This window comes from Microcoleus sp. M2_D5, assembly GCF_036701935.1.
In the GTDB taxonomy this organism is placed as follows: Bacteria; Cyanobacteriota; Cyanobacteriia; order Cyanobacteriales; family Microcoleaceae; genus Microcoleus.
Map to the genome: position 1 here is coordinate 19827 of NZ_JAUBRP010000035.1, position 22129 is coordinate 41955.

Annotated in this window: 20 protein-coding genes; 8 read left to right on the plus strand and 12 right to left on the minus strand. The window is 44.9% G+C overall.

The genetic code is table 11. The annotated features are described in order from the left end of the window. Window positions 1-86 precede the first annotated feature (86 nt). The 5 genes from QUA50_RS16180 to QUA50_RS16200 form a co-directional block, all read right to left on the minus strand. Window positions 87-1238 carry a glycosyltransferase family 4 protein gene (locus QUA50_RS16180; protein WP_333265067.1) on the minus strand — a complete coding sequence of 384 codons (1152 nt, stop codon included), beginning with the start codon at window positions 1236-1238 and terminating at the stop codon, window positions 87-89. A 279-nt stretch (window positions 1239-1517) separates the two neighbouring features. After that, complete coding sequence (locus tag QUA50_RS16185) at window positions 1518-2336, minus strand: hypothetical protein (protein WP_333265068.1); 819 nt, start codon at window positions 2334-2336, stop codon at window positions 1518-1520. Between the two features lie 9 nt (window positions 2337-2345). Continuing rightward, window positions 2346-3143, minus strand: a complete 798-nt coding sequence (locus QUA50_RS16190) for a hypothetical protein (protein ID WP_333298461.1) — start codon at window positions 3141-3143, stop codon at window positions 2346-2348. Window positions 3144-3186: 43 nt separating this feature from the next. Further along, entirely contained in the window at window positions 3187-4185 is a 999-nt protein-coding gene (gene galE / locus QUA50_RS16195) for a UDP-glucose 4-epimerase GalE (RefSeq protein WP_333265070.1), read from the minus strand. A gap of 53 nt (window positions 4186-4238) precedes the next feature. After that, on the minus strand, window positions 4239-4442 hold the full coding sequence (locus QUA50_RS16200) for a hypothetical protein (protein ID WP_333265071.1): 204 nt from the start codon (window positions 4440-4442) through the stop codon (window positions 4239-4241). A gap of 295 nt (window positions 4443-4737) precedes the next feature. On the opposite strand from QUA50_RS16200, the gene gloB reads away from it, so the two are divergent. Then, window positions 4738-5511: a hydroxyacylglutathione hydrolase gene (gene gloB, locus QUA50_RS16205; protein ID WP_333265072.1), complete on the plus strand. Its 774-nt coding sequence runs from the start codon at window positions 4738-4740 to the stop codon at window positions 5509-5511. Between the two features lie 97 nt (window positions 5512-5608). Here gloB and QUA50_RS16210 read toward each other — a convergent pair whose 3' ends face one another. Both QUA50_RS16210 and QUA50_RS16215 read right to left on the minus strand, forming a co-directional pair. Continuing rightward, entirely contained in the window at window positions 5609-6448 is an 840-nt protein-coding gene (locus tag QUA50_RS16210; RefSeq protein ID WP_333265073.1) for a glycosyltransferase, read from the minus strand. A gap of 50 nt (window positions 6449-6498) precedes the next feature. Further along, window positions 6499-6705 carry a hypothetical protein gene (locus QUA50_RS16215; RefSeq protein ID WP_333265074.1) on the minus strand — a complete coding sequence of 69 codons (207 nt, stop codon included), beginning with the start codon at window positions 6703-6705 and terminating at the stop codon, window positions 6499-6501. 494 nt (window positions 6706-7199) lie between these two features. Between QUA50_RS16215 and QUA50_RS16220 the strand changes: the two genes are divergently transcribed. From QUA50_RS16220 to QUA50_RS16230, 3 genes are all read left to right on the plus strand, one after another. Continuing rightward, entirely contained in the window at window positions 7200-11186 is a 3987-nt protein-coding gene (locus tag QUA50_RS16220) for a PAS domain-containing protein (protein ID WP_333265075.1), read from the plus strand. Between the two features lie 269 nt (window positions 11187-11455). After that, window positions 11456-11914: a 50S ribosomal protein L9 gene (gene rplI, locus QUA50_RS16225; protein WP_333265076.1), complete on the plus strand. Its 459-nt coding sequence runs from the start codon at window positions 11456-11458 to the stop codon at window positions 11912-11914. A 383-nt stretch (window positions 11915-12297) separates the two neighbouring features. Continuing rightward, a complete protein-coding gene (locus QUA50_RS16230; RefSeq protein WP_333265077.1) occupies window positions 12298-16395 on the plus strand; it encodes a replicative DNA helicase in 4098 nt (1365 codons plus the stop codon). A gap of 92 nt (window positions 16396-16487) precedes the next feature. On the opposite strand, the gene QUA50_RS16235 is transcribed toward QUA50_RS16230, so the two are convergent. Together QUA50_RS16235 and QUA50_RS16240 are read right to left on the minus strand one after the other, a co-directional pair. Next, complete coding sequence (locus tag QUA50_RS16235; protein WP_333265078.1) at window positions 16488-17075, minus strand: FKBP-type peptidyl-prolyl cis-trans isomerase; 588 nt, start codon at window positions 17073-17075, stop codon at window positions 16488-16490. A 279-nt stretch (window positions 17076-17354) separates the two neighbouring features. After that, window positions 17355-17681, minus strand: a complete 327-nt coding sequence (locus QUA50_RS16240; RefSeq protein WP_333265079.1) for a phasin family protein — start codon at window positions 17679-17681, stop codon at window positions 17355-17357. Window positions 17682-17897: 216 nt separating this feature from the next. On the opposite strand from QUA50_RS16240, the gene QUA50_RS16245 reads away from it, so the two are divergent. The 4 genes from QUA50_RS16245 to QUA50_RS16260 all read left to right on the plus strand — a co-directional run bounded on the left by QUA50_RS16245 (window position 17898) and on the right by QUA50_RS16260 (window position 20982). After that, entirely contained in the window at window positions 17898-18254 is a 357-nt protein-coding gene (locus tag QUA50_RS16245; RefSeq protein ID WP_333265080.1) for a zinc ribbon domain-containing protein, read from the plus strand. 203 nt (window positions 18255-18457) lie between these two features. Continuing rightward, window positions 18458-19423, plus strand: a complete 966-nt coding sequence (locus tag QUA50_RS16250) for a BadF/BadG/BcrA/BcrD ATPase family protein (RefSeq protein WP_333265081.1) — start codon at window positions 18458-18460, stop codon at window positions 19421-19423. Between the two features lie 397 nt (window positions 19424-19820). Beyond that, complete coding sequence (locus tag QUA50_RS16255; protein WP_333053838.1) at window positions 19821-20477, plus strand: hypothetical protein; 657 nt, start codon at window positions 19821-19823, stop codon at window positions 20475-20477. A 37-nt stretch (window positions 20478-20514) separates the two neighbouring features. Next, the gene (locus QUA50_RS16260; RefSeq protein WP_333299479.1) at window positions 20515-20982 is read left to right on the plus strand and encodes an MgtC/SapB family protein; all 468 of its coding nucleotides are present in this window, start codon (window positions 20515-20517) and stop codon (window positions 20980-20982) included. Between the two features lie 335 nt (window positions 20983-21317). Here QUA50_RS16260 and QUA50_RS16265 read toward each other — a convergent pair whose 3' ends face one another. Genes QUA50_RS16265 through QUA50_RS16275 form a run of 3 tightly spaced genes read right to left on the minus strand, consistent with a single transcriptional unit; the run spans window position 21318 to window position 22083 of the window. Further along, window positions 21318-21530, minus strand: a complete 213-nt coding sequence (locus QUA50_RS16265; RefSeq protein WP_333265083.1) for a hypothetical protein — start codon at window positions 21528-21530, stop codon at window positions 21318-21320. A 50-nt stretch (window positions 21531-21580) separates the two neighbouring features. Then, window positions 21581-21811: a hypothetical protein gene (locus QUA50_RS16270; RefSeq protein ID WP_333265084.1), complete on the minus strand. Its 231-nt coding sequence runs from the start codon at window positions 21809-21811 to the stop codon at window positions 21581-21583. A gap of 53 nt (window positions 21812-21864) precedes the next feature. Then, a complete protein-coding gene (locus tag QUA50_RS16275; protein WP_333265085.1) occupies window positions 21865-22083 on the minus strand; it encodes a hypothetical protein in 219 nt (72 codons plus the stop codon). Window positions 22084-22129: the final 46 nt, after the last annotated feature.

Sequence of the window (22129 nt, forward strand, 5' to 3'; positions counted from 1 at the left end):
TTCCCAGCTAAACAGTACGGCATCTCAAAATATTCTTGAATAACAGCCAGCTTTTCTTCCTCCCTTGAGTAGTTTTAAACTAACATTTATATACCTGCGATTATTTCTGAAAGTATCGGTTTCATTGCTTGAATACTATATTTTCTCACACATCTTTCCCTAGCTTTCATTCCTTGTAAATTAGCCGCTGTCAAGTTTTGAAATATCCATTGAATTTTTTGTGAAATTTGAGCGGGAGAACTCGGTTCGACTAAATAACCCGTTCCTCCTAAAATTGTTGGAATATCCCCGACTCGCGTAGATAAAACAGGCTTAGCCATTGCCATACCATCTGTTAGCTTGAGCGGAAACTGAGCCACGGCTGTGAGAGTTGCTCGCTGAGGAACAACGACAACATGAGCCGCCGCTACAACCGACGGCATCGTCTCCACTGGAAACCTTGGCAGTTTAATAATCCAACGCCCCCATTGTTTCACAAGTTTATCATCATAATCATCATAAGGACTCCCGCCGACGATCGCTAATTTTAAATCGGGTTCATTTAACTGTTCGAGGGCCATCAAAACATCCTCAACACCTTTGTGAGGTCGCGGCGCACCGGGAAACATTAAGATTCTATACCCGGACAAGCCGTAACGCTGTCTGCTCAATTCAGGATTGTATTTAGCAGGGTCGAACATTGCAGTATCCTTACCATTAGGCAAATATACACCACCAAAACGCTGTTGTAAAAACTCAGTATCAACGGTGACTGCATCCGCACGGTGAATGAGACCTTCCATCCACTTGAGATAGAGGGGATGATCTGGTTCTCTCAATTGACCGTTATGTTTAAAAATATCTCGATAAACTTGTTTGAAAGAGGGACGGTATTGCCATTCATCTCCTCCGTACCAGCTCAGTTCCCAGTCGTCTATATCTAAAATTATAGAGTGGCGAGTCGCCAGTTTTTTTAGCAGTGATAATCCAAAGCTTGTAGGTTTAGGTTTAACTGCATAAATAATATCCCCATCTATTTTTTTCCAAAGTTTTTGAGCATCCATTAAAAACCCCGGATAATTTTTACCCGGTATCGCACATACCGGGATGTCTCTGGGAGGAGTAGCGTACAATTCCTTGCCAAACTGAAATCCAACAACTTCTACATCACATTTAAGCTCTATCAAGACTTGAGCTAATAAAAAAGCACGAATTGCACCTCCTCCTGACAAATCGCTCACTACTAATGAAACTTTCACTGAGTATTTTGTTTAAAACATTTGTTTAATTTTCCTGCTTAACCGAGCTTTTGTCAAGGCTATGGGGACTCACGCACTCCCGACCAAAGCAACCAGATTTTTAAGCAGGGGAAAGGGCGGCAACGCGTCTTTTGGTCAAAAAACACAATAATGAACCCAAGACTGTTATTCAAGCCAGCAATAATTCTTCTAGGTAAATTTTCGGATATGTTGAAGCTAATTTTTTTGTGTTTGGGCAAAACTTTGTTGCTTTTGATGCAGTTTGCCAACAAACTTTAATTATTTTAAACGCCAGGGATTGTTAAGTTGATTTGGTAAAAATATTTTAGCCATGCGATCGACTATTCTAGTAAAGAGCGATCGCGTCACGTTCTTCGCGTACTGAGGGCGGTAAGGATAAGTGCAGTGCATTACTTTAATCGGTTTGTCGATCGTATAAACATCTTTCCACTTATCCAAGTAGTTGTAAACCGGGGACAAAGTTGTCATTTTCGGTTTCACCGATTCAACAGCAGCAGCAAAAGCGCCCTGGTCTTTCAACAGTAGCACATTTTGATGCGCCACTACCATATCGAAATATTTCTTAAAATTTATAAACAATTCCTGAGTTTTACCGCTTTTCGTAAAAGCTATAAATCCGCCATTGTATTGAATGCTATTTTCATGTAATGGCAACCCGACAGACTGCAAAGTTGACAGAATATCCTGCTTGACTCTTAATAAATTTGCCGCTTTAGGAATTGCAGGCTGCACGTCTTCTGTTATCAGCAAATCTACTTCATCAAGATAGTCAAAAACTTCATATATTGGCGACAGCAAACAAATATCGCAGTCCAGATAAATAGTTTTCTCAAAAGGAGATTGTTGATGCAAAGCCAGCTTAGCTTGTCGCGATGCTAAAACAGGATTTTCGTGTTTCGGTGCGGCCTGCAATCTCACATTTCCGAACACCCAAAGTAAAGGATATAAAAATCGCGGAATTCTATCTATTAAAATAATAATTGGTTCGCGGTGAAATTTCCTGACTGAGGCTAGAAAATGTATGCAGTCTTGAAATGAGTACAATCCAATTAAAATGGTGATAAATCCTCTATCCATATCTTTTTTCTAACGATAGTAAAAATTGAAATTTAACAAGGCAATTAACTGTGTTTTTAATAACCGATAGAGATATTGCCAATGCTCAAACTGCAATTTATCCGCAACTTTATCCCAAAAGGTTCTTACTTGATTTTTTTGCCAGTCCCAATGAGCAAAAGAATGATCCATAATTTGAGCTAGTTCCTGCCAGCCGTCATTACGAATATTCCACCCAACTTTAGCAGATGCTAACCCAATGGGATTGCCGTCTTTTGTTTTGACTTTTTGCACTTCAAAAAATCTTCCAATCTTTCCCCATTCTTGAATAAACTGAATTTCTTTCCCACAATCTCTCGCAATTACGAACAAATTCTCTTGAACAAAACTTACATTTTTTAATGATATTTCTAGCTTTTTTGCTAATTTATGAATTGCCTCTCTTCTCCCCGGCAATGATTGATTTGGTGGATGTTCTAGAATGGGAATAAACCCTTTACAAGTAATTCCTGACATCCATTCTCTCTCCGGCACTTTTCCTAGAATTCTTGTATCTGCATCCACAAAAATTGCCACGCGGCATAATTCTAAGGCTTTTTTTAGTGCAAATCGTTTATCATTATAACAATAATCTACACCTTCGCGGCTTTTTTTAAAGGCGAAAACATTCGTCAAATTTTGAAAGTCCTTTGGGTAGTCAGTACAAACAACTAGCATCGTCCCTAGAGAATGACTTTCTAAGTCTGCTGCTAGTTGTTTGGCTAATTCGCGATACTTTTTTCCAAAAGCTAAGGTGCAAAAACAAAAATCTTTGTGACTGTTTAACATTATTTTTGACTCAATTTTTGCACTTTTTTTATTTGAGTTTATGCTAACTGTGACGCTTTTGGTGCCACTGCCAAGCATGGGAGATAATGTTCTTAATGTCGGGATATTCTGGAGACCAACCCAAGATTTCGATCGCCTTTTTGCTGCTGCCAACTAAAGCAGGCGGGTCGCCCGGACGCCGATCGCACTCAACAGCCTTAATCTCTTTTCCCGTCACTTGGCGAGCCGTTTCTATCACCTCTTTCACCGAAAACCCGCCGCCGTTGCCCAAATTAAAGAAATCAGATTGGCCACCATTGAGCAAATATTCTAAGCCCAAAATGTGAGCAGACGCCAAATCGTTAACGTGAATGTAATCCCGGATGCAAGTACCGTCAGGAGTCTCGTAATCCGTGCCAAAAATCGCGATCGAATCTCGTTTACCCAAAGCCGCGAACAACACCAGCGGGATCAGGTGAGTTTCTGGATTGTGATCCTCTCCTAACAACCCGTTAGGGTCAGCCCCAGCCGCGTTAAAATAGCGGAAACAAACAGACTTGAAATCATACGCAGCGTCAAAATCCGACAAAATCCGTTCTACCATTAACTTAGTAGCACCGTAGGGATTGATCGGATTTTGCGGGTGGTCTTCTGTGAGCGGAATTTTGTGCGGTACACCGTAAGTCGCGCAAGTAGAAGAAAACACAAATTTCTTCACCCCAGCAGCGATCATTGCTTCCAAGAGCGTAATAGTGCCGATGACATTGTTGCGATAATATTTAGCTGGGTCGGTAACAGATTCGCCCACGTAAGCGTAAGCAGAAAAGTGCATTACAGCATCAATCTTGTGCGTAGCAAACAAGTTATCGAGAAGAGTGCGATCGTTCGTGTCGCCAACTACTAACTCCACCTGCAAAGCCCGATCTACTAAATCTCTGTGACCGTAAACTAAATTATCCAAAATCACCACACCGTAACCGGCGTTTTTCAGCGCTAATACTGCGTGAGAGCCAATATATCCAGCTCCGCCCGTCACCAAAATAGTTGGTTTTTCTGCACTCATTTTATTCTGCCTGTTTTTGTAGCTGCAAGAAGTCTGGTAGGGATTTTACAATTTCAATCGATAAACTTGAGGCGACCAATTTGGATATAATCAAATATCCGATTGATTTGATGTCGATCCTCTTCTGAAATTTTATCATCTGACAGGATAGCCGAAGTCAAAACTAAATGTTCCCTGCGAGTTATCTTCCCAGACGCTAAAATCCGATCGACTTTTTGAGAAATTGTTAAGTTTGATTTGTTGTGAGATGTTCGCATTTATTCGATCGCTTTTATGCCAGAATAGTTAAAGCCGATTGTAGTTATTGACTCAAAACTGGTGCGTACTCGACCGCCAATCAATTTGCTGGCACAGCAGAAATAACGGATCGGAGTTTTACATCCCAAGTTTTACATCCCAAGTTTTACATCCCAAGTTTTACATCCCAAGTTTTACATCCCAAGTTTTACATCCCAAGATAGATATGCGAACTTAATAAATCTGCAATCAGCCTTCGGATAGCGTTCAGAGTAACTTAAGTATATAATATTTTTCCGAGAGAGGCACTTTTCTATGCAGGTTTATCGGCTTCCGGTACTGTCCGACAATTACATTTTTTTGCTGCACGACCCCGATCGCCGCACCGCAGCAGTCGTCGATCCAGCACGCTCGCAGCCAGTATTAGAGCAACTGCGATCGCTCGGAGCCGAATTAACCGCAATTTTCATTACCCACCACCACAGCGACCACGTAGGCGGCAATCAGGAACTGATCGATCGTTTTCCCCAAATTAAAGTTTACGGCGGCGCAGAAGACCGAGGCAGAATACCCGGACAGCAAGTGTTTTTACAAGCGGGCGATCGAGTTTCTTTCGCCAACAGAACCGCCGAAGTCTTCTTCCTACCCGGCCACACAAAAGCTCACATCGCCTACTATTTCCCCCCCAGCAACCCCAGCGAAACCGGCGAGTTGTTTTGCGGCGACACCTTATTTGCCGGAGGCTGCGGCAGGCTCAAAGAAGGCACTCCCGCCCAAATGTTAGCCTCTCTGCGGCAACTGCGAAACTTGCCCGATAGTACGAGAGTCTGGTGCGCCCACGAATACACGCTGAACAACCTGCAATTTGCCTTGAGTGTGGATCGCGACAATCCCGAATTACAGCAGCGCTTCGCCGAAGTCAAAGAAGCGCGCAGTCGATCGCAACCTACAATACCATCATCGATCGGCCTCGAAAAAAGCACAAACCCGTTTTTGCGCTGGGATTTTCCCAACCTCCAATCAGCCGCCAACACCTCCGATCCAGTGCAAACCTTCGCTCGATTGCGCGGCATGAAAGACCAATTTTGACCCCCTCGCATCCAGGATACCCGCCACGTGATTCATCTCGCGCAAGTCAATGCTTCAATTCTAAAATCTAAAATCTAAAATCTAAAATTGATTGACCTTAACGTTTTTTTCTCTTCAGGTAACTCTTAAACTTGAGTATCGGTTCCCTCAACCACTGGCCAAACGATCTGTATTTTATCTTAAAGCTCGACAGCCAATTAAACTTCTTGGGAATTTTGTCCACTTCGTCCTTAAACGGTGTCTGAGACAACATATCGAGCCATAATTGATTGGGGGTTGAGCTTTCCCACGGTTTCGGTCTTGACATAAAGTGCATCACTTTACTTGACATATCATCAGTCTTGTGGTTGTTCCAGATTTGGTCTAATTGCTTCCACCTTCCCGCTAAAAATGAATTTAATGCACCCTGATCGTGATCCACCCAAAGGTTTAATCGAGCGTTTTCCATCAACTTTTCTGACAGTTGCTCTTCCTCCCAAATCTTCATGTTGTAAACTAAAACGCCAGCATTGAAATAAGGGTTTCGATCTTGAGAATTGTTCGGATTTCCCCAGACGTTGGGTGCGGCTGCTATCGGCATTTTTTTAATATCTAGGTTCCACAGCGCCTCTAAACTTCCCAGAACGATCGTGTCGCTGTCGAGCCAAATCAGCCTTTCTGTTTCCTTGGTATATTTTTGCGGCTCCAATCTAACGTAAGTAAGTTTAGAACCTGACAGGGAAAGCAGTTGGTCGTAACTAGATTGCAATTCTTGCCATTCAATCTGGTATTTGCAGCAATTCTGTAACTGTTCCTTTTGCTGTGGATCTATGCCAGTAGATACAATGGTAATTTTTACCTGCTCTTGTCCTGATTTACTAACATTCAAATCTATAGACTTAAGAAGTGCTGCCAACCCCAGAATATAGTTGCGATCGCCGGCGATGAATATGTGCATAGGATTAAGTTTGTGAAATTAACAAAGGTAAAAGGCGCGCGGTCAATCGATTAAAGAATTGAAGCATTCACTTGCGCGAAATAAATACGTTCGGCAAGTTTCTCGGATACAGGTTTTTTATTTATGGACGGATGAATCACGTGGCGGGTATCCTGGATGCGGGAATTGTCAAACTTGACACAAACGTCGGCACAGCAGGAAGCAGGCGGCCCTGTATGGGGTAAATACGATCGCCCGTTTACCGTTGAGACGAACATAACCTTGCCTAAATTTACCATCGGGTTTACACGAAACCGAGTTTTTAAGTAGGTAGGCGCAAATAAAGTTTACCACAATGTAAGGCGGGCCTAACAAGAGGGATTGCTTCGTTTCACTCGCTGCAAGAGAGGGCTGATGTATTGTCAAGCTTAATCCACTTATTTACCTGTGTGCAAGTGCCATCTGTTCGCGCGAAAACCAGCAACAGCCGTTGGTAATATGCAGCAACACGGAAAACTGATGAGAGGGACTAACCTGGTATTTGAAACAGCCAGAAAATTCCCCGTCGCCTCTGCCGAATCCCGCAAATGGTTAAGACGTGGGACTCTACGATAAAATAAATTGTCTAGATATCGATATTACCGCAGAACGATCGACATCCATCTTAGGTTTGAAGTGTCACCCTGCTCAAATCACAAGTTCCTCTGGTTACTTCCCTATTATTGAGGGCGATTTGCTTTGCTAAAAGTAAAATGAGCGTTGTTAGAAACTGATGCAAAACCCAGGCAATACTGAACCCCAAGCAAAAATCGACCCCTCTGTTTCAACGGATTTTAACAAAGCGTTTTACCCAGCCGCGCCTTTAGCAACTGATGTAGGGATGGTTCTGCAATTGGCAGATGGTAGCATTCAGGGGTGCAATTCTCACGCCCAGGATCTGTTGGGGATGACAGCAGAACAGATGCTCTTATGCACTTCAATCAACAGTCGCTGGCAGACTCTGCGTGAAGATAGCTCGGATTTTCCCGGAGAGACGCATCCGGCGATGGTGGCGCTGCAAACCGGGCAGCCGTGTTTAAATGTCATCATGGGCTTCGATCGGCCACAGGGAGAATTGATTTGGCTGACGCTCAATTCTCAACCTTTATTTCAGGCAGATCGATCGACTCCCTATGCGGTAGTAACAACCTTCACTCCTATCGTTCAACAAAAGTCCGAACCAGTTGGTAACGCGCCCGCGCCACAACTCTCAGACACCCTCGAAAGTATTTCGGACGGGTTCTTTGCATTGGATCGAGACTGGCGATTTACCTACCTCAATTCGCAAGCAGCGCGGTGGCTGAATCGACCCTCGAAAGATTTGATTGGCAATAGCATTTGGGAAGAGTTTCCCGAATCAGTGGGCAGTTTGTTTGAACAGGAATATCGCAACGCCGCCACCTTCCAAGTTACAGTTAGTTTTGAATCTTTTTATCCGCCGCTCAATGCTTGGTATGCGGTACGTGCTTATCCCATCCCATCGGGGCTGGCCGTTTATTTTCAAGATGTGACTCAGCAGAAGGCCGATCGGGCTGTTTTTATTCAACAAGCGCAAACGGCACATCAACAACTAGCAGAAATCGAGGCGATTTATGCTAGTGCGCCGATCGGACTTTGCTTTGTCGATACCGAGTTGCGGTTTGTCCGCCTCAACGATCGGCTAGCAGAAATTAACGGAGTTCCAGCCGCCGCCCACATCGGCAAAACATTGCGCCAAATCTTACCAGAAATGGCAGATGATTTAGAGCCGCTTTACCGACAAGTTATTGAAACTAAAGTTCCACTCCAACAGCTCGAACTTCGCAGGACGAACTCAGCACAGCCAGAACAAGAACAGGATTGGCTGTTGAGTCTCTATCCCCTGAAAGCCGAGGACGATCGCGTTCTGGGCGTGAATGTAACGGTGCATGAAATTACCGAACGCAATGCTACCAAAAAAGAAATTCAACGCCTCAACCAAGAACTAGAACGGCGAGTTAATGAACTGCAATCGATACTTGATGCTGTACCCGTCGGCATTACGATCGCCCGCGACCCGCAGTGTAAAGTAATTCGCCCTAACCGATTTGCCCAGTCGATGTTGATAGTGCCGCCCGATACAAATGTTTCGGGAACCGGAGAGCAAGCCGCAGCCCTTCCGTTTAGACGATTCCGCAACGGAGAAGAAATTCCCGGAGAACAATTGCCAATGCAAGTAGCTGCGGCTTCCGGCGTCGAAGTGCGAGATGTGGAAATTCAAATGGTGCGCGAGGACGGGGTAGCCTTTGATTGGTTGGTGAATGCGGTGCCGTTATTTGACGAACAGGGCGCAGTTCGAGGCTGTGTCGCGGCCTTTATGGATATTAGCGATCGCAAACGCACTGAAGAAGAACTGCAGCAAAAGAATGCGATTTTGAATCTGATTAACGAGTCAGCGCCCACGCCAATTTTTGTTAAAGATCGAGAAGGACGGATTATTTATGCAAATCCAGCCACGCTGGACGTACTCGGAAAACCTGCTGCTGAAGTAATTGGCCGGCGCGATCGCGATTTATACCCAATAGCAGAACTTGGAGCCACAGTCACGGACAACGATCGGCGCATTATGGAATCCGGCAAAACAGAAGTCGTCGAAGAATCTCCCGATGGCATTCGGACATTCGTGGCCATGAAAGCTCCCTATCGCAATCAGGCAGGAGAAGTCATCGGCTTGATTGGCATCTCCAACGACATCACAAATCGCAAACGAGCAGAAGTCGCCCGGGAAGAACAAACTAAGTTACTGCAAGTCATCATTGACAGCATTGGCGATGGTTTAATTTTGGCCAACCAACAAGGGGAGTTTGTGTTGTTTAACCGAGCTGCCGTAGGAATATTCGGTCAGCTATCGAATGAAAAATCTTGTGAGGAATGGTCGAGCACCTACGGACTATTTTTGGCAGATAAAAAAACTTTCTTCCCCGACGCTGAACTACCTCTAGCCAGAGCAATCAAAGGTGAATATGTCAACGATGTAGAGGTATTTGTCCGCCGCGAAGATTCCGAAGGTCGCTGGATCAGTATCAGCGGTTATCCGGTAGTTGATACTAGCAGCGAAATCAACGGCGGAGTCGTTGTCTGTCGGGATATCACAGAACGCAAACAAGCAGAAGCAGCGCTGCTTGAGAGCGAAGAACGATTCCGCACTATGGCTAACAACGCTCCTTTTATGGTATGGGTAACAGACTCCACAGGCTATTGCACTTTCTTGAGCGACAACTGGTATGAATTCACAGGTCAAACTGAGGAAACAGGTTTGGGATTGGGTTGGGTAAACGCGCTGCATCCAGAAGACCGAGAACAGGTCAAGAACGCATTTTTGACCGCCAACGAACGCCAGGAACATTTCCGCGTGGAATATCGCGTCGGGCGTAAGGATGGCGGATATTCTTGGGCGATCGATGCTGCTGCTCCCAGATTTTCCGAAAGCGGACAATTTGAGGGTTATATCGGCTCTGTAATCGACATTACAGAGCGCAAACAAGTGGAAACCGAGCGCGATATAGTTCTCCAATTAGAACAAACTGCCCGCGCGGAAGCGGAGCGAGCTAACCGCATTAAAGACGAATTTCTGGCGGTGCTTTCTCACGAGTTGCGATCGCCCCTGAATCCGATTTTAGGCTGGTCGCAACTGCTCGTCGGCGGCAAGCTGAACGCGAATCAAAGTGCCAAGGCTTTTGAGACGATCGAGCGCAACGCCAGACTGCAATCTCAATTAATCGAAGATTTGCTTGACGTGTCTCGGATTCTGCAAGGAAAACTCAGATTGAATGTTGCTCCGGTGAATCTGGCAACCATTATTCCCTCTGCTGTGGAAACCGTGCAATTAGCAGCAGAAGCTAAAAAAATTCAAATCCAAACAATCTTAAATACCGATGTCGGGCAAGTTCTCGGCGATACAAGTCGCTTGCAGCAAATTGTGTGGAATTTGTTATCAAATGCGGTGAAATTCACGCCTGAAGGCGGTAGAGTTGAAGTTCGATTAGGGCAAATCGCACGCCAAGCTCAAATTCAAGTCACAGACACTGGCAAAGGCATTCTTCCCGATTTCTTGCCTTATGTTTTTGACCATTTCCGACAAGAAGATGGCGCTACAACTCGCAAATTTGGCGGCTTGGGACTGGGATTGGCGATCGTCCGCCAACTCGTCGAACTTCACGGCGGAACGGTGTTTGCAGAAAGCGCAGGAGAAGGTCAAGGAGCGACGTTTACGGTGAGATTACCGCTATTAAATGATGATTCTAGAAGGCAGGAGGAGAAAGCTGTCAATGGGGCTGCTAGTCCCGAACTCTCATCCTTGCCGTTAGCTGGATTGAGAATTTTAGTGGTAGATGATGAACTCGACTCGCGAGATTTTGTCGCTTTCGTGCTTGAGGAAGCGGGTGCAGAGGTGATTTCCCTGTCATCTGCTGCTGAGGTGCTACAGTCGATCGAACAAACTGCACCGGATTTGCTCGTCAGCGACATCGGAATGCCCCAGATGGACGGGTATATGTTGATAAATCGCATCCGCACTCAGCTTGCGCCTGAGTATCGGCAGTTGTTGGCGATCGCCTTAACGGCCTATGCTGGAGAAGCGAACGAGCGCCAAGTTTTGCAAGCCGGATTTGACAAACACTTAGCCAAGCCGATCGATCCGACCCAGTTAGTTGCTACTGTAGCGAGATCGATCGTCGCCCAGCGCCTGAAAAATAAAGCCTGAGCGCTCGGTAAGACATTGCACGGTAGTTGATTTGGCTCATTACAGCACCCCCGTTTTGCGTAATTTCAAACTGAATTTGCCCGTTAAAAATATTATCCTTGTTTCTTCCGTCGAACCTAGAATCTCGAACCTCGAATCTCAACATCCATCCGTTACATCCGTTACATCCGTTACATCCGCTACATAATCCGTTGCCTAACTCCCTTGCGATCGCCCCTAAAACTTCGCTATTATAAAAAGTTGCAGTTAAAACCCCACAACCCACGATCATGGCCAAGCGCGTTCAATTAGTTTTAAATAAAGATGTCAGCAAACTCGGCAAAGCTGGCGACGTAGTAGAAGTAGCCCCAGGCTACGCCCGCAACTATCTAGTACCCCAAGGAATGGGATTTAGAGCCACTCCGGGCATTCTCAAGCAAGCAGAGCGCCGCCGTGAAGAAGAAAGACTGCGCCAGCTAGAGCTCAAGCAGCAAGCTGAAGTCCGCAAAACCGCCCTCCAATCGGCTGGGCCTTTCATTATCTCCAAGCAAGTTGGCGAAGGAGACGCGATTTTTGGTACTGTCACCAACCAAGAAGTAGCAGAATTGATTTTCAACTCTACCAGTCAAGAAGTCGATCGGCGCGGCATCACCCTACCCGAAATTCGCCAAACTGGTACATACAAAGCTGAAATCAAACTACACGCCGAAGTTACCGCCGAAGTTGATATTCAAGTTGTTCCAATGTAATTAAGAGTTGTCAGTCATTAGTTGTTAGTCATCAGTCATTAGCTAACAACTAAGCACTGCTAAGTAAGGAACTCAATAACGCTAACTTGCAGATTGAGAACCGGAGCATCTCTCCAGAGAGTAAGAAGCATTTTTTCAGGAGTGCGAGATCGAGAGAGCGTGAGTCTGGTATAAACGCGAGCTCGCGACAGAGCGCACTCCTACAAAACCTTACACTGATAATAACTAATGACCCCGCCGGAAAAACTGACACAAGCCCCGACGCTCATGAGAGTCGAACCTAAAATTTTAGGATCTTGTTCAAGCTCCCAGATTCATCTGTAGAGTAAATCTAAAATCTTTAATCTAAAATCTAAAATCGACTGACTGAGGACTATTGACAAATGAGCGATTTGATGCCGACAAATATAGAGGCAGAAGAAGCAATTTTGGGCGGGATTTTAATTGACCCCGAAGCTATTTCCCGAATTGCCGAACTTCTGCGACCGGAGTTTTTTGCCATCACCGCTCATCAAGTCATTTATCGATCGGCATTAGCGCTATTTTTACAGGGTCAACCTACCGATTTAATGACGGTAACTACTGCGCTAACCGACCGCAACCAGTTAGAGCAAGTAGGAGGACTAACTAAATTAGCACAATTAGTCGATCGCACAGTTTCCGCAGTCAACATCGACCAATATGCAGTTTTAGTTGAAGACAAATATCAGCGCCGGAAATTAATCGAAGCTGGCAACAACATAGTACAGTTAGGTTACGAGACGGCAACACCACTAGAAACCGTCTTAGACCGCGCCGAACAAGAAATTTTTAGCATAACTCAAGAACGCCCGCAACAGGATTTAGTGTCGATCGGCGAAACACTAAACCAAACATTTCAAGACCTAGAAAATCGCAATGAAGGCCTCACACTTCCCGGTATTCCCTGCGGTTTCTATGACTTAGATGCTATGACAGGAGGCTTTCAGCGATCGGATTTAATCATCGTTGCTGCTAGGCCGGCGATGGGCAAATGCCAGGAAAAAAACACCTTAATTGTAGGAGCTGATGGAAGCCTTTCTACTATACAACAAATCTATTATAAACGTCAAGCAGAATTACTAACTTTAGGAAAAGATTGGAAGTTTCATCTAACTATACCATCGGCTTTTATAGATGATGGAATTAAGCCTGTATTTCGCGTCACAACCAGATTGGGACGATTTATAGAAACTACAATTACACACCCATTTTTAACAATTAAGGGTTGGCGACAGTTGGCGGAAATACAAGCAGGCGATAAGATTGCTGTACCTCGCCGGATGAATGTTTTTGGTCGAGAAACCATCCGCGACTGTGAAGTTAAGCTATTAGCTTATCTAATTGGCGACGGGTGTTTGACACAGAGTGCGCCACGCTTCACCAATGGAAATACTGCTATACTGCAAGACTTTGCTGAAGCTGCTAGTAGCTTCGGAGGTCTGAAACTACGCTTCAGGGCTCAAGGGAGACGCACACCAGAATATTATATCATTGGCGATCGAGAAGGTTATATAGAGAGAATAGACTTCTTTGCTTGCAATCTACAGAGAGAGCTTGAAAAACGACATTTATTGGTTGAAGAATTCGCTCAAAAATTGCAAATTTTACCAGTTTTAGCCTCATCTTGGGTACAAGGCACGGCATTCCCAAAGCGAGAATTATTTAGTCGCGTCTGTGAATATCTAGAAGTAGACCCCGAAGAGTTGGTCGAACCAGGAATGGAGGCTATTAATATTAAGCATAGAAATCCGCTGAGATACTGGTTAGAAAAGTTAGGTCTGATGGGAAAAAATGCTCACCAGAAAACAGTACCAGATATAGTTTTTAAATTAGAACGATCGCAAGTTGCCCTTTTTCTCAACCGCCTCTTTTCAACAGACGGCTGGGCAACCGTGCTTACCAGCGGTCAATCTCAACTAGGCTACTGTTCTGTCAGCGAACAACTAGCCAGACAGGTACAGCATCTACTGCTGAGATTTGGCATCATTGCTGCCCTCAAAAAGCGTTCTGTCAAATACAAAAATACTCGCAGACCAGCTTGGCAAATCGATATTACTGACGCCAAATCTATCAAAACATTCATATCAGAAATTGGCATTTTTGGCAAAGATGTAGCATTATTTAAAGTAAAAGAAGCATTAGAAAATAAAGAATACCAAACTAACCGCGATTTAATTCCTGTCGAGGCTTGGGAATACCTAGCATTAGCAAAAGGCAACGAATCTTGGGCATCCTTAGCAAAACGCGCAGGTATCAAAGGTCATTCAAATATCCACGTTGGTAAACGTGCGCTGTCCAGGGAAAGATTTTTAGTTTTAGCAACTGCTTTAGATAATTTATGGCTGAAACAACTGGCAGATAGCGAGGTTTACTGGGATGAAATAGTTTCTATCGAACCGATGGGAAACAAGCAAGTCTACGACTTAACTATCCCGGAGACGCACAATTTTGTGGCTAACGATATCTGCGTTCACAATACAGCTTTCTGTACCAACATCGCCCACCACATCGCCGCCGGACAGCAGAAATTACCGGTTGCCATTTTCAGTTTAGAAATGTCGAAAGAACAGCTAGTGCAGCGTATCCTGTCCAGCGAAGCTAAAATAGAAAGTAACAGGTTGCGATCGGGTAGAATCAGTCAAAACGAATGGGAACCCATCAGTACAGCCATTGGCAATTTATCAGAACTACCGCTGTTTATTGACGATACTCCCAATATTACCGTCACAGAAATACGATCGAAAGTCCGCCGCCTCCAAGCAGAACAAGGCGGAACCCTAGGATTAGTATTGCTAGATTACCTGCAATTAATGGAAGGTAGCAGCGACAACCGCGTGCAAGAACTATCTCGAATTACCAGAAGTCTTAAAGGTTTAGCCCGGGAACTCAACGTGCCGATTATTGCCTTATCTCAGTTGAGTCGGGGTGTGGAAGCGAGGACAAACAAGCGGCCGATGATGTCTGATTTGAGAGAAAGCGGCTGCTTAACAGGTGATAGTTTGGTAATGCTAGCAGATACTGGTGTCCGCGTACCCATTCGTGAATTAATAGGAAAATCAGGCTTCACAGTTTGGGCGCTCAATGAAGCCACCATGCAGTTAGAAAAAGCCGTTGTTAGCAATGCCTTTGCTACAGGTGTTAAGCCTGTACTACGACTGCAAACTCGTTTGGGACGGGCAATTAGAGCCACTGGCAATCATAAGTTCTTAACCATTCACGGCTGGCGGCGATTGGACGAGTTAAAAATAGGCGACCGCATTGCCCTACCTAGATACGTATCAAGTTCCTTCATCCAATCGATGGACAATGCCGAAATAGCCTTGCTAGGACACATGATTGGAGACGGATGTACTCTTCCTCGACACGTTATTCAATACACTACTAGAGAGGAAGATTTAGCCAATACAGTTGCAAATCTTGCAATAGAAGTCTTTGGAGAGCGAATCATACCTCGTATTTGTAAAGAACGTGATTGGTATCAAGTTTATCTTCCTGCCGCCTATCATCTCACACATAATGTGAGGAATCCTGTAACTGAATGGCTAGATGCTTTGGGTGTTTTTGGTCTGCGTTCTCACCAGAAGTTTGTCCCTAATCAAATATTTGAGCAGCCTCAAGAAGCAATAGCTTTATTTTTACGCCATCTTTGGTGTACTGATGGTTGCATAAAAACAGGTAGGGGTAAATGTCATTACCCTAGTGTTTACTATGCTTCCAGTAGTGAAAAATTGGCAATAGATGTTCAGTCACTCTTACTCAGACTTGGTATCAATGCCCGCTTATTTTTAAGCCCCCAGCCAGGGAAAGGGCGAGATCAACATCAAGTTTGGGTAACAGGAAGACCTGATTTAGATAAGTTTATTCATTTGATTGGTGCAGTAGGTAACTATAAACAGCAAGCTCTAACAGAAATTGCCGAATACATTGAAATTCGTTCTAGCAATACTAATAGAGATGTCATACCGCGTGAGGTGTGGAAAATGTATGCTGTTCCTGCTATGCAGCAATCTGGTTTAACTACACGCCAGATGCAAGCACAGCTTGGCAACTTATATTGTGGTACAACCCTTTACAAACACAACCTTGGTCGGGAACGAGCATTCAGATTAGCTACAATTGTTAAATGTGATGAACTTGTCCTCTTATCTAAGAGCGATATTTACTGGGATGAAATCGCCTCAATAGAAGTTGATGGCGAAGCTGAGGTTTACGATTTAACAGTGCCTGCACTGCATAATTTTGTCGCTAATGACATCATAGTTCACAACTCGATCGAACAAGACGCGGATTTAGTAATTATGCTCTACCGCGATGAATATTACAACCCTGATTCGCCCGATCGCCAAATTGCAGAAGTAATTATTACCAAACACAGAAACGGGCCCACAGGAATCATCAAACTATTATTTGACGCCCAATATACCTGCTTTCGCAATCTGGCATCTCCGAAGCGATCGTAAATCCACCAGAACATACACAGAAACCCGGTTTCTTAAAAAAAACCGAGTTTCTAAACACCGTAAAAGTTTTACGTTGAATGATATTGACCTACCTAGCCAGCGATTTTCAACAATTCCACATCAAAAATCAGCGTAGCATTAGGAGGAATAACCCCGCCCGCACCGCGAGCACCGTAACCGAGTTCAGGGGGAATAATCAACTTGCGGCGGTCTCCAACTTTCATCGTACCGACACCTTCATCCCAACCCTTAATTACTTGACCCACGCCAATTTTGAACTCAAAAGGAGAATTGCGATCGCGCGAACTGTCAAACTTCGTGCCATCCTCCAAAGTTCCAGTGTAGTGCACCACAACCCTCTGCCCGGTTTTGGGAGTCGCCCCATTACCCTCTTTCAATTCAACATATTTTAGACCGGAATCGGTGGTGACAGTTTTCTCAGTATTATCAGTCATGTTATTGCCAGCGATAGTAGCTGGTACCTCTAGTAAAGTAGCATCAGCTACTAGCAAGCTATTTTCATTCAAAGACTGCGCTGACAAATTCTCGATAGCAGTATCGGGTAAAAGATTGTTCAATTCGGCTGCAACTGCTTGGGATCCAGAACCGCCCATTTGAGCGACTATCAAAAACAAAAAGCAAACCAGCATTACTCCCAAGCTGACTAAAACTCCTCGCAAAATTTATCCTCCTAATACTTTTAACCGCGATATCTCAGATATCTAAGACATCTAGTACAACAAGAAATACCAAATTTTATCTGAACTTTTCCACCAAAAAAGGGCTGGTATCAGATAATTTTAAAGGCAAAAGTATGAAGTCAAAATGTTTGTAATTCTACATAAATGGCTTCTACCTAAGTGCCTTTTTTAGCCTTCTGCCTTCGGATGACAATCTTATCACAAGATAGCAGCGAACTCCTCGCGGGCGTTAGCGAAGCTTGCAGAAGAGGATCGAACTCAGCGCCAGTTACGGTTTTCTAAATCCCGTATCTGACGTTCCAAACGATCGAGCCTTCCCCGCAACTCATCCATTTCGGACTGTCGGGGGACTCCCATATCTTGCAGCATATTCCGTAGTTGCCGCTGCAACTGCGTCTCCCAATTGCCCTGTTCAGACTTGATGTGCTCGGTCATGTCATCGACAAAGGTTTTGGCTTGCTCGGGATTGATTTTGCCATCTTTGACCCATTGCTCGCTGACTTCCTGCAATTTCTCTGCCACCAGAGAGGTAGTACCAATGCCCAGCATTACCAGTTGTTTGAGTAAGTTGCTATTGTTATCCATAGATTTTTCCTAATGTTTGCCCTTTCATACCCGATCGGCTCAGGTCGCCTGCAGTCGCTGCGAAACCATCTGTAAACTTAAAGTTACATCAGCGCACACCTACCTTTCTATTTTGGAGCATCCAGCCACCTGATGGCGAGCCGATCGCGCATTCTCGGCGTTCGGAAAACCCGCTAATGAGCCTACCCACCACATTACCCCATAACCCTGCTGTCTATGCCTGATTGCCCCCGCTGTCACCAACCTGTAGACGCCCTCGCCCTCGCCTGTCTGCACTGCAAAATCCCCCTCAAAGCTTTCGGTCATCCGGGTATCCCTCTTTATCGATCGAAACCCGAAGAATTTCTGTGTACTACCTGTATTTATCACGCAGACGACACTTGCAACTACCCGCAGCGTCCCTTTGCCAAAGAATGCACGCTTTATCACGATCGAGCTGAGCCACTTGTGCCGCAGACGATCCCTTACAGCAGCGGCGACGGGCTGCAATCGATCAAAAATTGGTGTCAGCGCCATCTGGTTTGGTTAGCATTATTAGGTTTAATTATTATTAGCATTGCTCTGTCGATTTAATCTCACATCTTGCACCATTCTGAAGAACAGGCTTTTCGGCCTGTTCCACAAAAAAATCTACTCTTTGTGGAACAGGCCGAAAAGCCTGTTCCTAAAAGGCTTATTGACAATGGTGCAACATCTCAGTTTAATCGGATTGTACAAAGCGTAGAATAGAGATATCTCTGTTAATCTGGGTTGCTCTATTATTCTCTAAATTATTCATGAGCTACGTATTCGGCATCGACGGCGGGGGAACTAAAACTATCTGCCTTTTAATGGATGACAACCACCTTGTTTTAGGACGGGGTGAAGCAGGGCCGTCAAATTATCAAACCCTGGGAATTGAGACAGCAAAACAATCCATCCAATTGGCGATCGAACGAGCAGTTCTGTCCGCTAAAATCGAGACGAATAGCAATCTCAACATAGAAGCAATTGGTCTGGGACTAGCAGGAGTCGGGCGTCCAAAAGATCGTGAAATAGTGCAATTTGTAGTGCAGAACTTGCAGTTGACGAATACTTTACCAGTAACCCGATCGTTCCTGCCCAGGAATATAGTAATTAGCAGCGACTGCGCGATCGCACTTGCTGGCGGTACAGGTTATCCAGTAGGTATCGCCGTTATTTCAGGAACAGGTTCGATTGTTTTTGGGCAAAACCGTCAAGGAAAAACTAAACGAGTCGGCGGTTGGGGATATATTTTAGGCGATGAAGGCAGCGGGTATAACATCGCCCTTGAGGGTTTGCAAGCTGCTTTGAAGTTCTATGACGGACGCGAAGATTTTACCGCGCTGGCGGAAAAATTTCAAAAGCATTTAGGCCTCAATAACTTAGAAGAATTGGTAGAAGTTGTTTACGGGCGCGGTTGGGGAGTCAAAGAAATTGCAGCTTTAGCGCCGATTGTCGATCGAGCCGCAGCAGAGGGCGATCGCGTCGCTGACTGCATTATCAATAATGCTGTGGCAGAATTAACCTATTCCACAAAAATAGCCATTTCAGCGTTATTTAACCAAACAGAAGAATTTGAAATTGTGATCGTAGGAGGTGTGTGGGGTGGAGAGGCAGATTGCCGGGGTCGGTTTGAGGCTGCCATAAGTGCGATCGCCCCAAAAGCTAAGGTAATTTCGCCCCGATACGAACCAGCTTTCGGTGCTGGCTTGCTAGCTTTAAACGCTCTCAACAATTAATTGTTGACTGCTGACTGTTGACTGTTGACAATTCCCGCATCCAGGATACGCGCCACGCGATCGATCCGTCCAGAAATAAAAAACCTGTATCCGATGAAACTTGCCGAACGTATTTATCGGTGGGGTGAATGCTTCAATTCTTTAATCTAAAATCTAAAAGCTAAAATCTAAAATCGATTGACTGTTGACTATCTTCCTTATCTTCCCGATCGCCCCTGTCTTGCGGATTTTCTAGATTTTTCCAAATTTTAAACTTCTGGATTATCGACCTTATCTTCCCAACTGGTAGAATTCCAGCCTGCCATAATCAAAACATCAGATGAATGCGAAACAAGAAACAAATTTAGCAGTAGTGCGTTCCTAAGTAAACAAAAACCGAAGCAAGGAGACAATTTATATGATTACTTCTCAAAAATGGCGTTCAGCAACAGCAGCAATCCTCGCACTGGGCATTACAGTTGGAACCAGCGCGCCGCTGGTGGTAGCTACTCCCGCAGAAGCCCAACAAAGAATTTCCCAATTTGATAGCATCCGAATTCCGTCGGGCAGTGTAATTCCAGTTAGGTATGAAAAAGACAAAATAGTTGTCACCCGCGAAGAAACTTCACCTTTAACTTTAACAGTAGCGCAAGACATCCGCACACCTCAAGGCAGAGTGTTAATCCCCGGAGGCAGCCAGATAGTCGGGGCACTGCAACCTGTCAGAAGAGGCAATCAAATCGGTACTCAATTTGTTGCCAGAGAGTTAATTATCAGCCGCCGCCAACGCTATCGGATTGATGGCTATTCGGGAATTATTACCCGAACCGAAAGAGTCCAAAAAGGTGCTGGCACAGGTTCAGTAGCGCAAGGTGCCGCCTTGGGTGCAGCCGCCGCAGCAGCACTCGCAGGCATTACCGGCGACAAAGCGATCGCGACTGAAGAAGTATTGGGAGGCGTTGGAATCGGCGCTTTAGCTGGAGTATTGTTGGGGCGGCGCAGCGTTGACGTGCTGGTGATTCGCCCGGAACAAGATTTGGCAGTGAGATTGCGATCGGACATCGTACTCCGCTAATATTGGAATCTTCGGATTAATTATTTGCAGTAAAACATTGTCGATCGCTAACTTGTGGTCTCCCGATAATTGGCTAGGCTTACTGTTAAGGTTGGGCCTAGCCATGTTTGTTGGCGGAATTATTGGATGGGAGCGCCAACTCAGAAACAAACCAGCGGGATTGAGAACTCATATGCTAGTTAGCATGGGTTGTGCGCTGTTTGTTTTAATGCCGCTGGCAATGGGTAAAAATGAAAACGGAGGAGATGCTGTAGCGCGGGTAATTCAAGGCATTGCTGCCGGGATTGGGTTTTTGGGAGGCGGAGAAATCCTGCGGCAAAATCAACAGGAAAGAGGCAAACCGGAAGTTCACGGGCTTACCTCTGCCGCCGCTATTTGGGTATCAGCAGCTTTAGGAACGGCTGCAGGATGCGGGTTGTGGCAACTGGCATTAATTGGCGCTTTAATGTCGCTGTTTGTTCTGAGAGTAATTAAAGAGTTAGAGCGTCGGAGTCGTAGGAAATAGTCTCAGTGATGATATGAAATCTGGTATTATAACCGTTATAACTTTTGTAGTGACTGCGGAAGTACGAGCGAGTTTTATGATGGTTAAAGTCCTCCTTGCAAACTAATTATTGCAAACTAATTTTATTGCGGTCGAGGGAGGGTAAGCTGTGTTGCATCTTACATATTCATTTTAATATTTATTTCAGGTTTAGTTAATTTGCTCAACAGCCAGTGAACCAAAATACCAATATTTTTTAGATTAATTAATACAAATCAGCAAAGTAATTATATTTTACCAGTTTTTAGTAAGTAGAGAACTTAATACTTAGAGGGAGCAATGGCTTAATAAAAAAATTAACTTCTCTCCGAAAAAATTGGCATCTTCATCAATTCCAAAGACTCTTGCCTCACGCGACCCGCCATCGCAGCTAACTGCAAGCTCATAAAAGCATTTAAATCTTCCAAATCACACTTAGCTGAGGAAAAAACTTGCTGCATTTCCTTTTCCGCTTCCAAACTCAGATATCCAACGTCAATAGCTTGTTTTATAACTTCACGAATCTGCACGGTAGAAATGTCCCTTACTAAATTTAAACTAATCAAAAGCCAACTAATTACTAACAGGAAATTTTGGAAGCCGTCTCGCCAAAAATTTCAAATTTTCTCAGCTCGCGAGACTCTTGTTTCACTCCTCCCGACATGGCTGCTAGTTGCAAAGCCATAAAAGCATTTAAGTCTTCCAAGTCATACTTGGTGGTAGTTAACATCCGCCGCAGTTGATTTTCGGCTTCAAGAGTTAGATAGCCCAGAGCCAGAGCTTGCTGGGCGAGGTCGCGAATTAGTACCATAACACTTCCGGATTTTATTGGTTCAAGCCTAAGTATCGAATGTTTTCACAGAATCAGCAGTGACGGCTATTGCTCGATAGGTGTGACATTGTGACGGGCCACTCGTGACAGCCGGAGTCTCCTTGTGTGACTAAGTATTTGCACTGTTGTGACGGCGATCGCACGGGGGATGTCAGAGGAGGAGTCCGAGTGTGGGGAGTCGGAGAGTGTCCGGGTGTCTGGGTGGGGAAGTCGGAGAGTGTCCGAGTGGGGGAGTCGGAGAGTGGGAGCATTTTTCTTTTTCCCTGGGACTAATGACTGATGACTACTGCCTTCTAC

Coding starts and splice junctions, on each gene's coding strand:
- QUA50_RS16185 (WP_333265068.1), bottom strand. CDS start 2,336: ATGGATAGAGGATTTATCACCATTTTAATTGGATTGTACTCATTTCAA.
- QUA50_RS16190 (WP_333298461.1), bottom strand. CDS start 3,143: ATGTTAAACAGTCACAAAGATTTTTGTTTTTGCACCTTAGCTTTTGGA.
- galE (WP_333265070.1), bottom strand. CDS start 4,185: ATGAGTGCAGAAAAACCAACTATTTTGGTGACGGGCGGAGCTGGATAT.
- QUA50_RS16200 (WP_333265071.1), bottom strand. CDS start 4,442: ATGCGAACATCTCACAACAAATCAAACTTAACAATTTCTCAAAAAGTC.
- gloB (WP_333265072.1), top strand. CDS start 4,738: ATGCAGGTTTATCGGCTTCCGGTACTGTCCGACAATTACATTTTTTTG.
- QUA50_RS16210 (WP_333265073.1), bottom strand. CDS start 6,448: ATGCACATATTCATCGCCGGCGATCGCAACTATATTCTGGGGTTGGCA.
- QUA50_RS16215 (WP_333265074.1), bottom strand. CDS start 6,705: ATGTTCGTCTCAACGGTAAACGGGCGATCGTATTTACCCCATACAGGG.
- QUA50_RS16220 (WP_333265075.1), top strand. CDS start 7,200: ATGCAAAACCCAGGCAATACTGAACCCCAAGCAAAAATCGACCCCTCT.
- rplI (WP_333265076.1), top strand. CDS start 11,456: ATGGCCAAGCGCGTTCAATTAGTTTTAAATAAAGATGTCAGCAAACTC.
- QUA50_RS16230 (WP_333265077.1), top strand. CDS start 12,298: ATGAGCGATTTGATGCCGACAAATATAGAGGCAGAAGAAGCAATTTTG.
- QUA50_RS16240 (WP_333265079.1), bottom strand. CDS start 17,681: ATGGATAACAATAGCAACTTACTCAAACAACTGGTAATGCTGGGCATT.
- QUA50_RS16245 (WP_333265080.1), top strand. CDS start 17,898: ATGCCTGATTGCCCCCGCTGTCACCAACCTGTAGACGCCCTCGCCCTC.
- QUA50_RS16250 (WP_333265081.1), top strand. CDS start 18,458: ATGAGCTACGTATTCGGCATCGACGGCGGGGGAACTAAAACTATCTGC.
- QUA50_RS16255 (WP_333053838.1), top strand. CDS start 19,821: ATGATTACTTCTCAAAAATGGCGTTCAGCAACAGCAGCAATCCTCGCA.
- QUA50_RS16270 (WP_333265084.1), bottom strand. CDS start 21,811: ATGGTACTAATTCGCGACCTCGCCCAGCAAGCTCTGGCTCTGGGCTAT.
- QUA50_RS16275 (WP_333265085.1), bottom strand. CDS start 22,083: ATGCTCCCACTCTCCGACTCCCCCACTCGGACACTCTCCGACTTCCCC.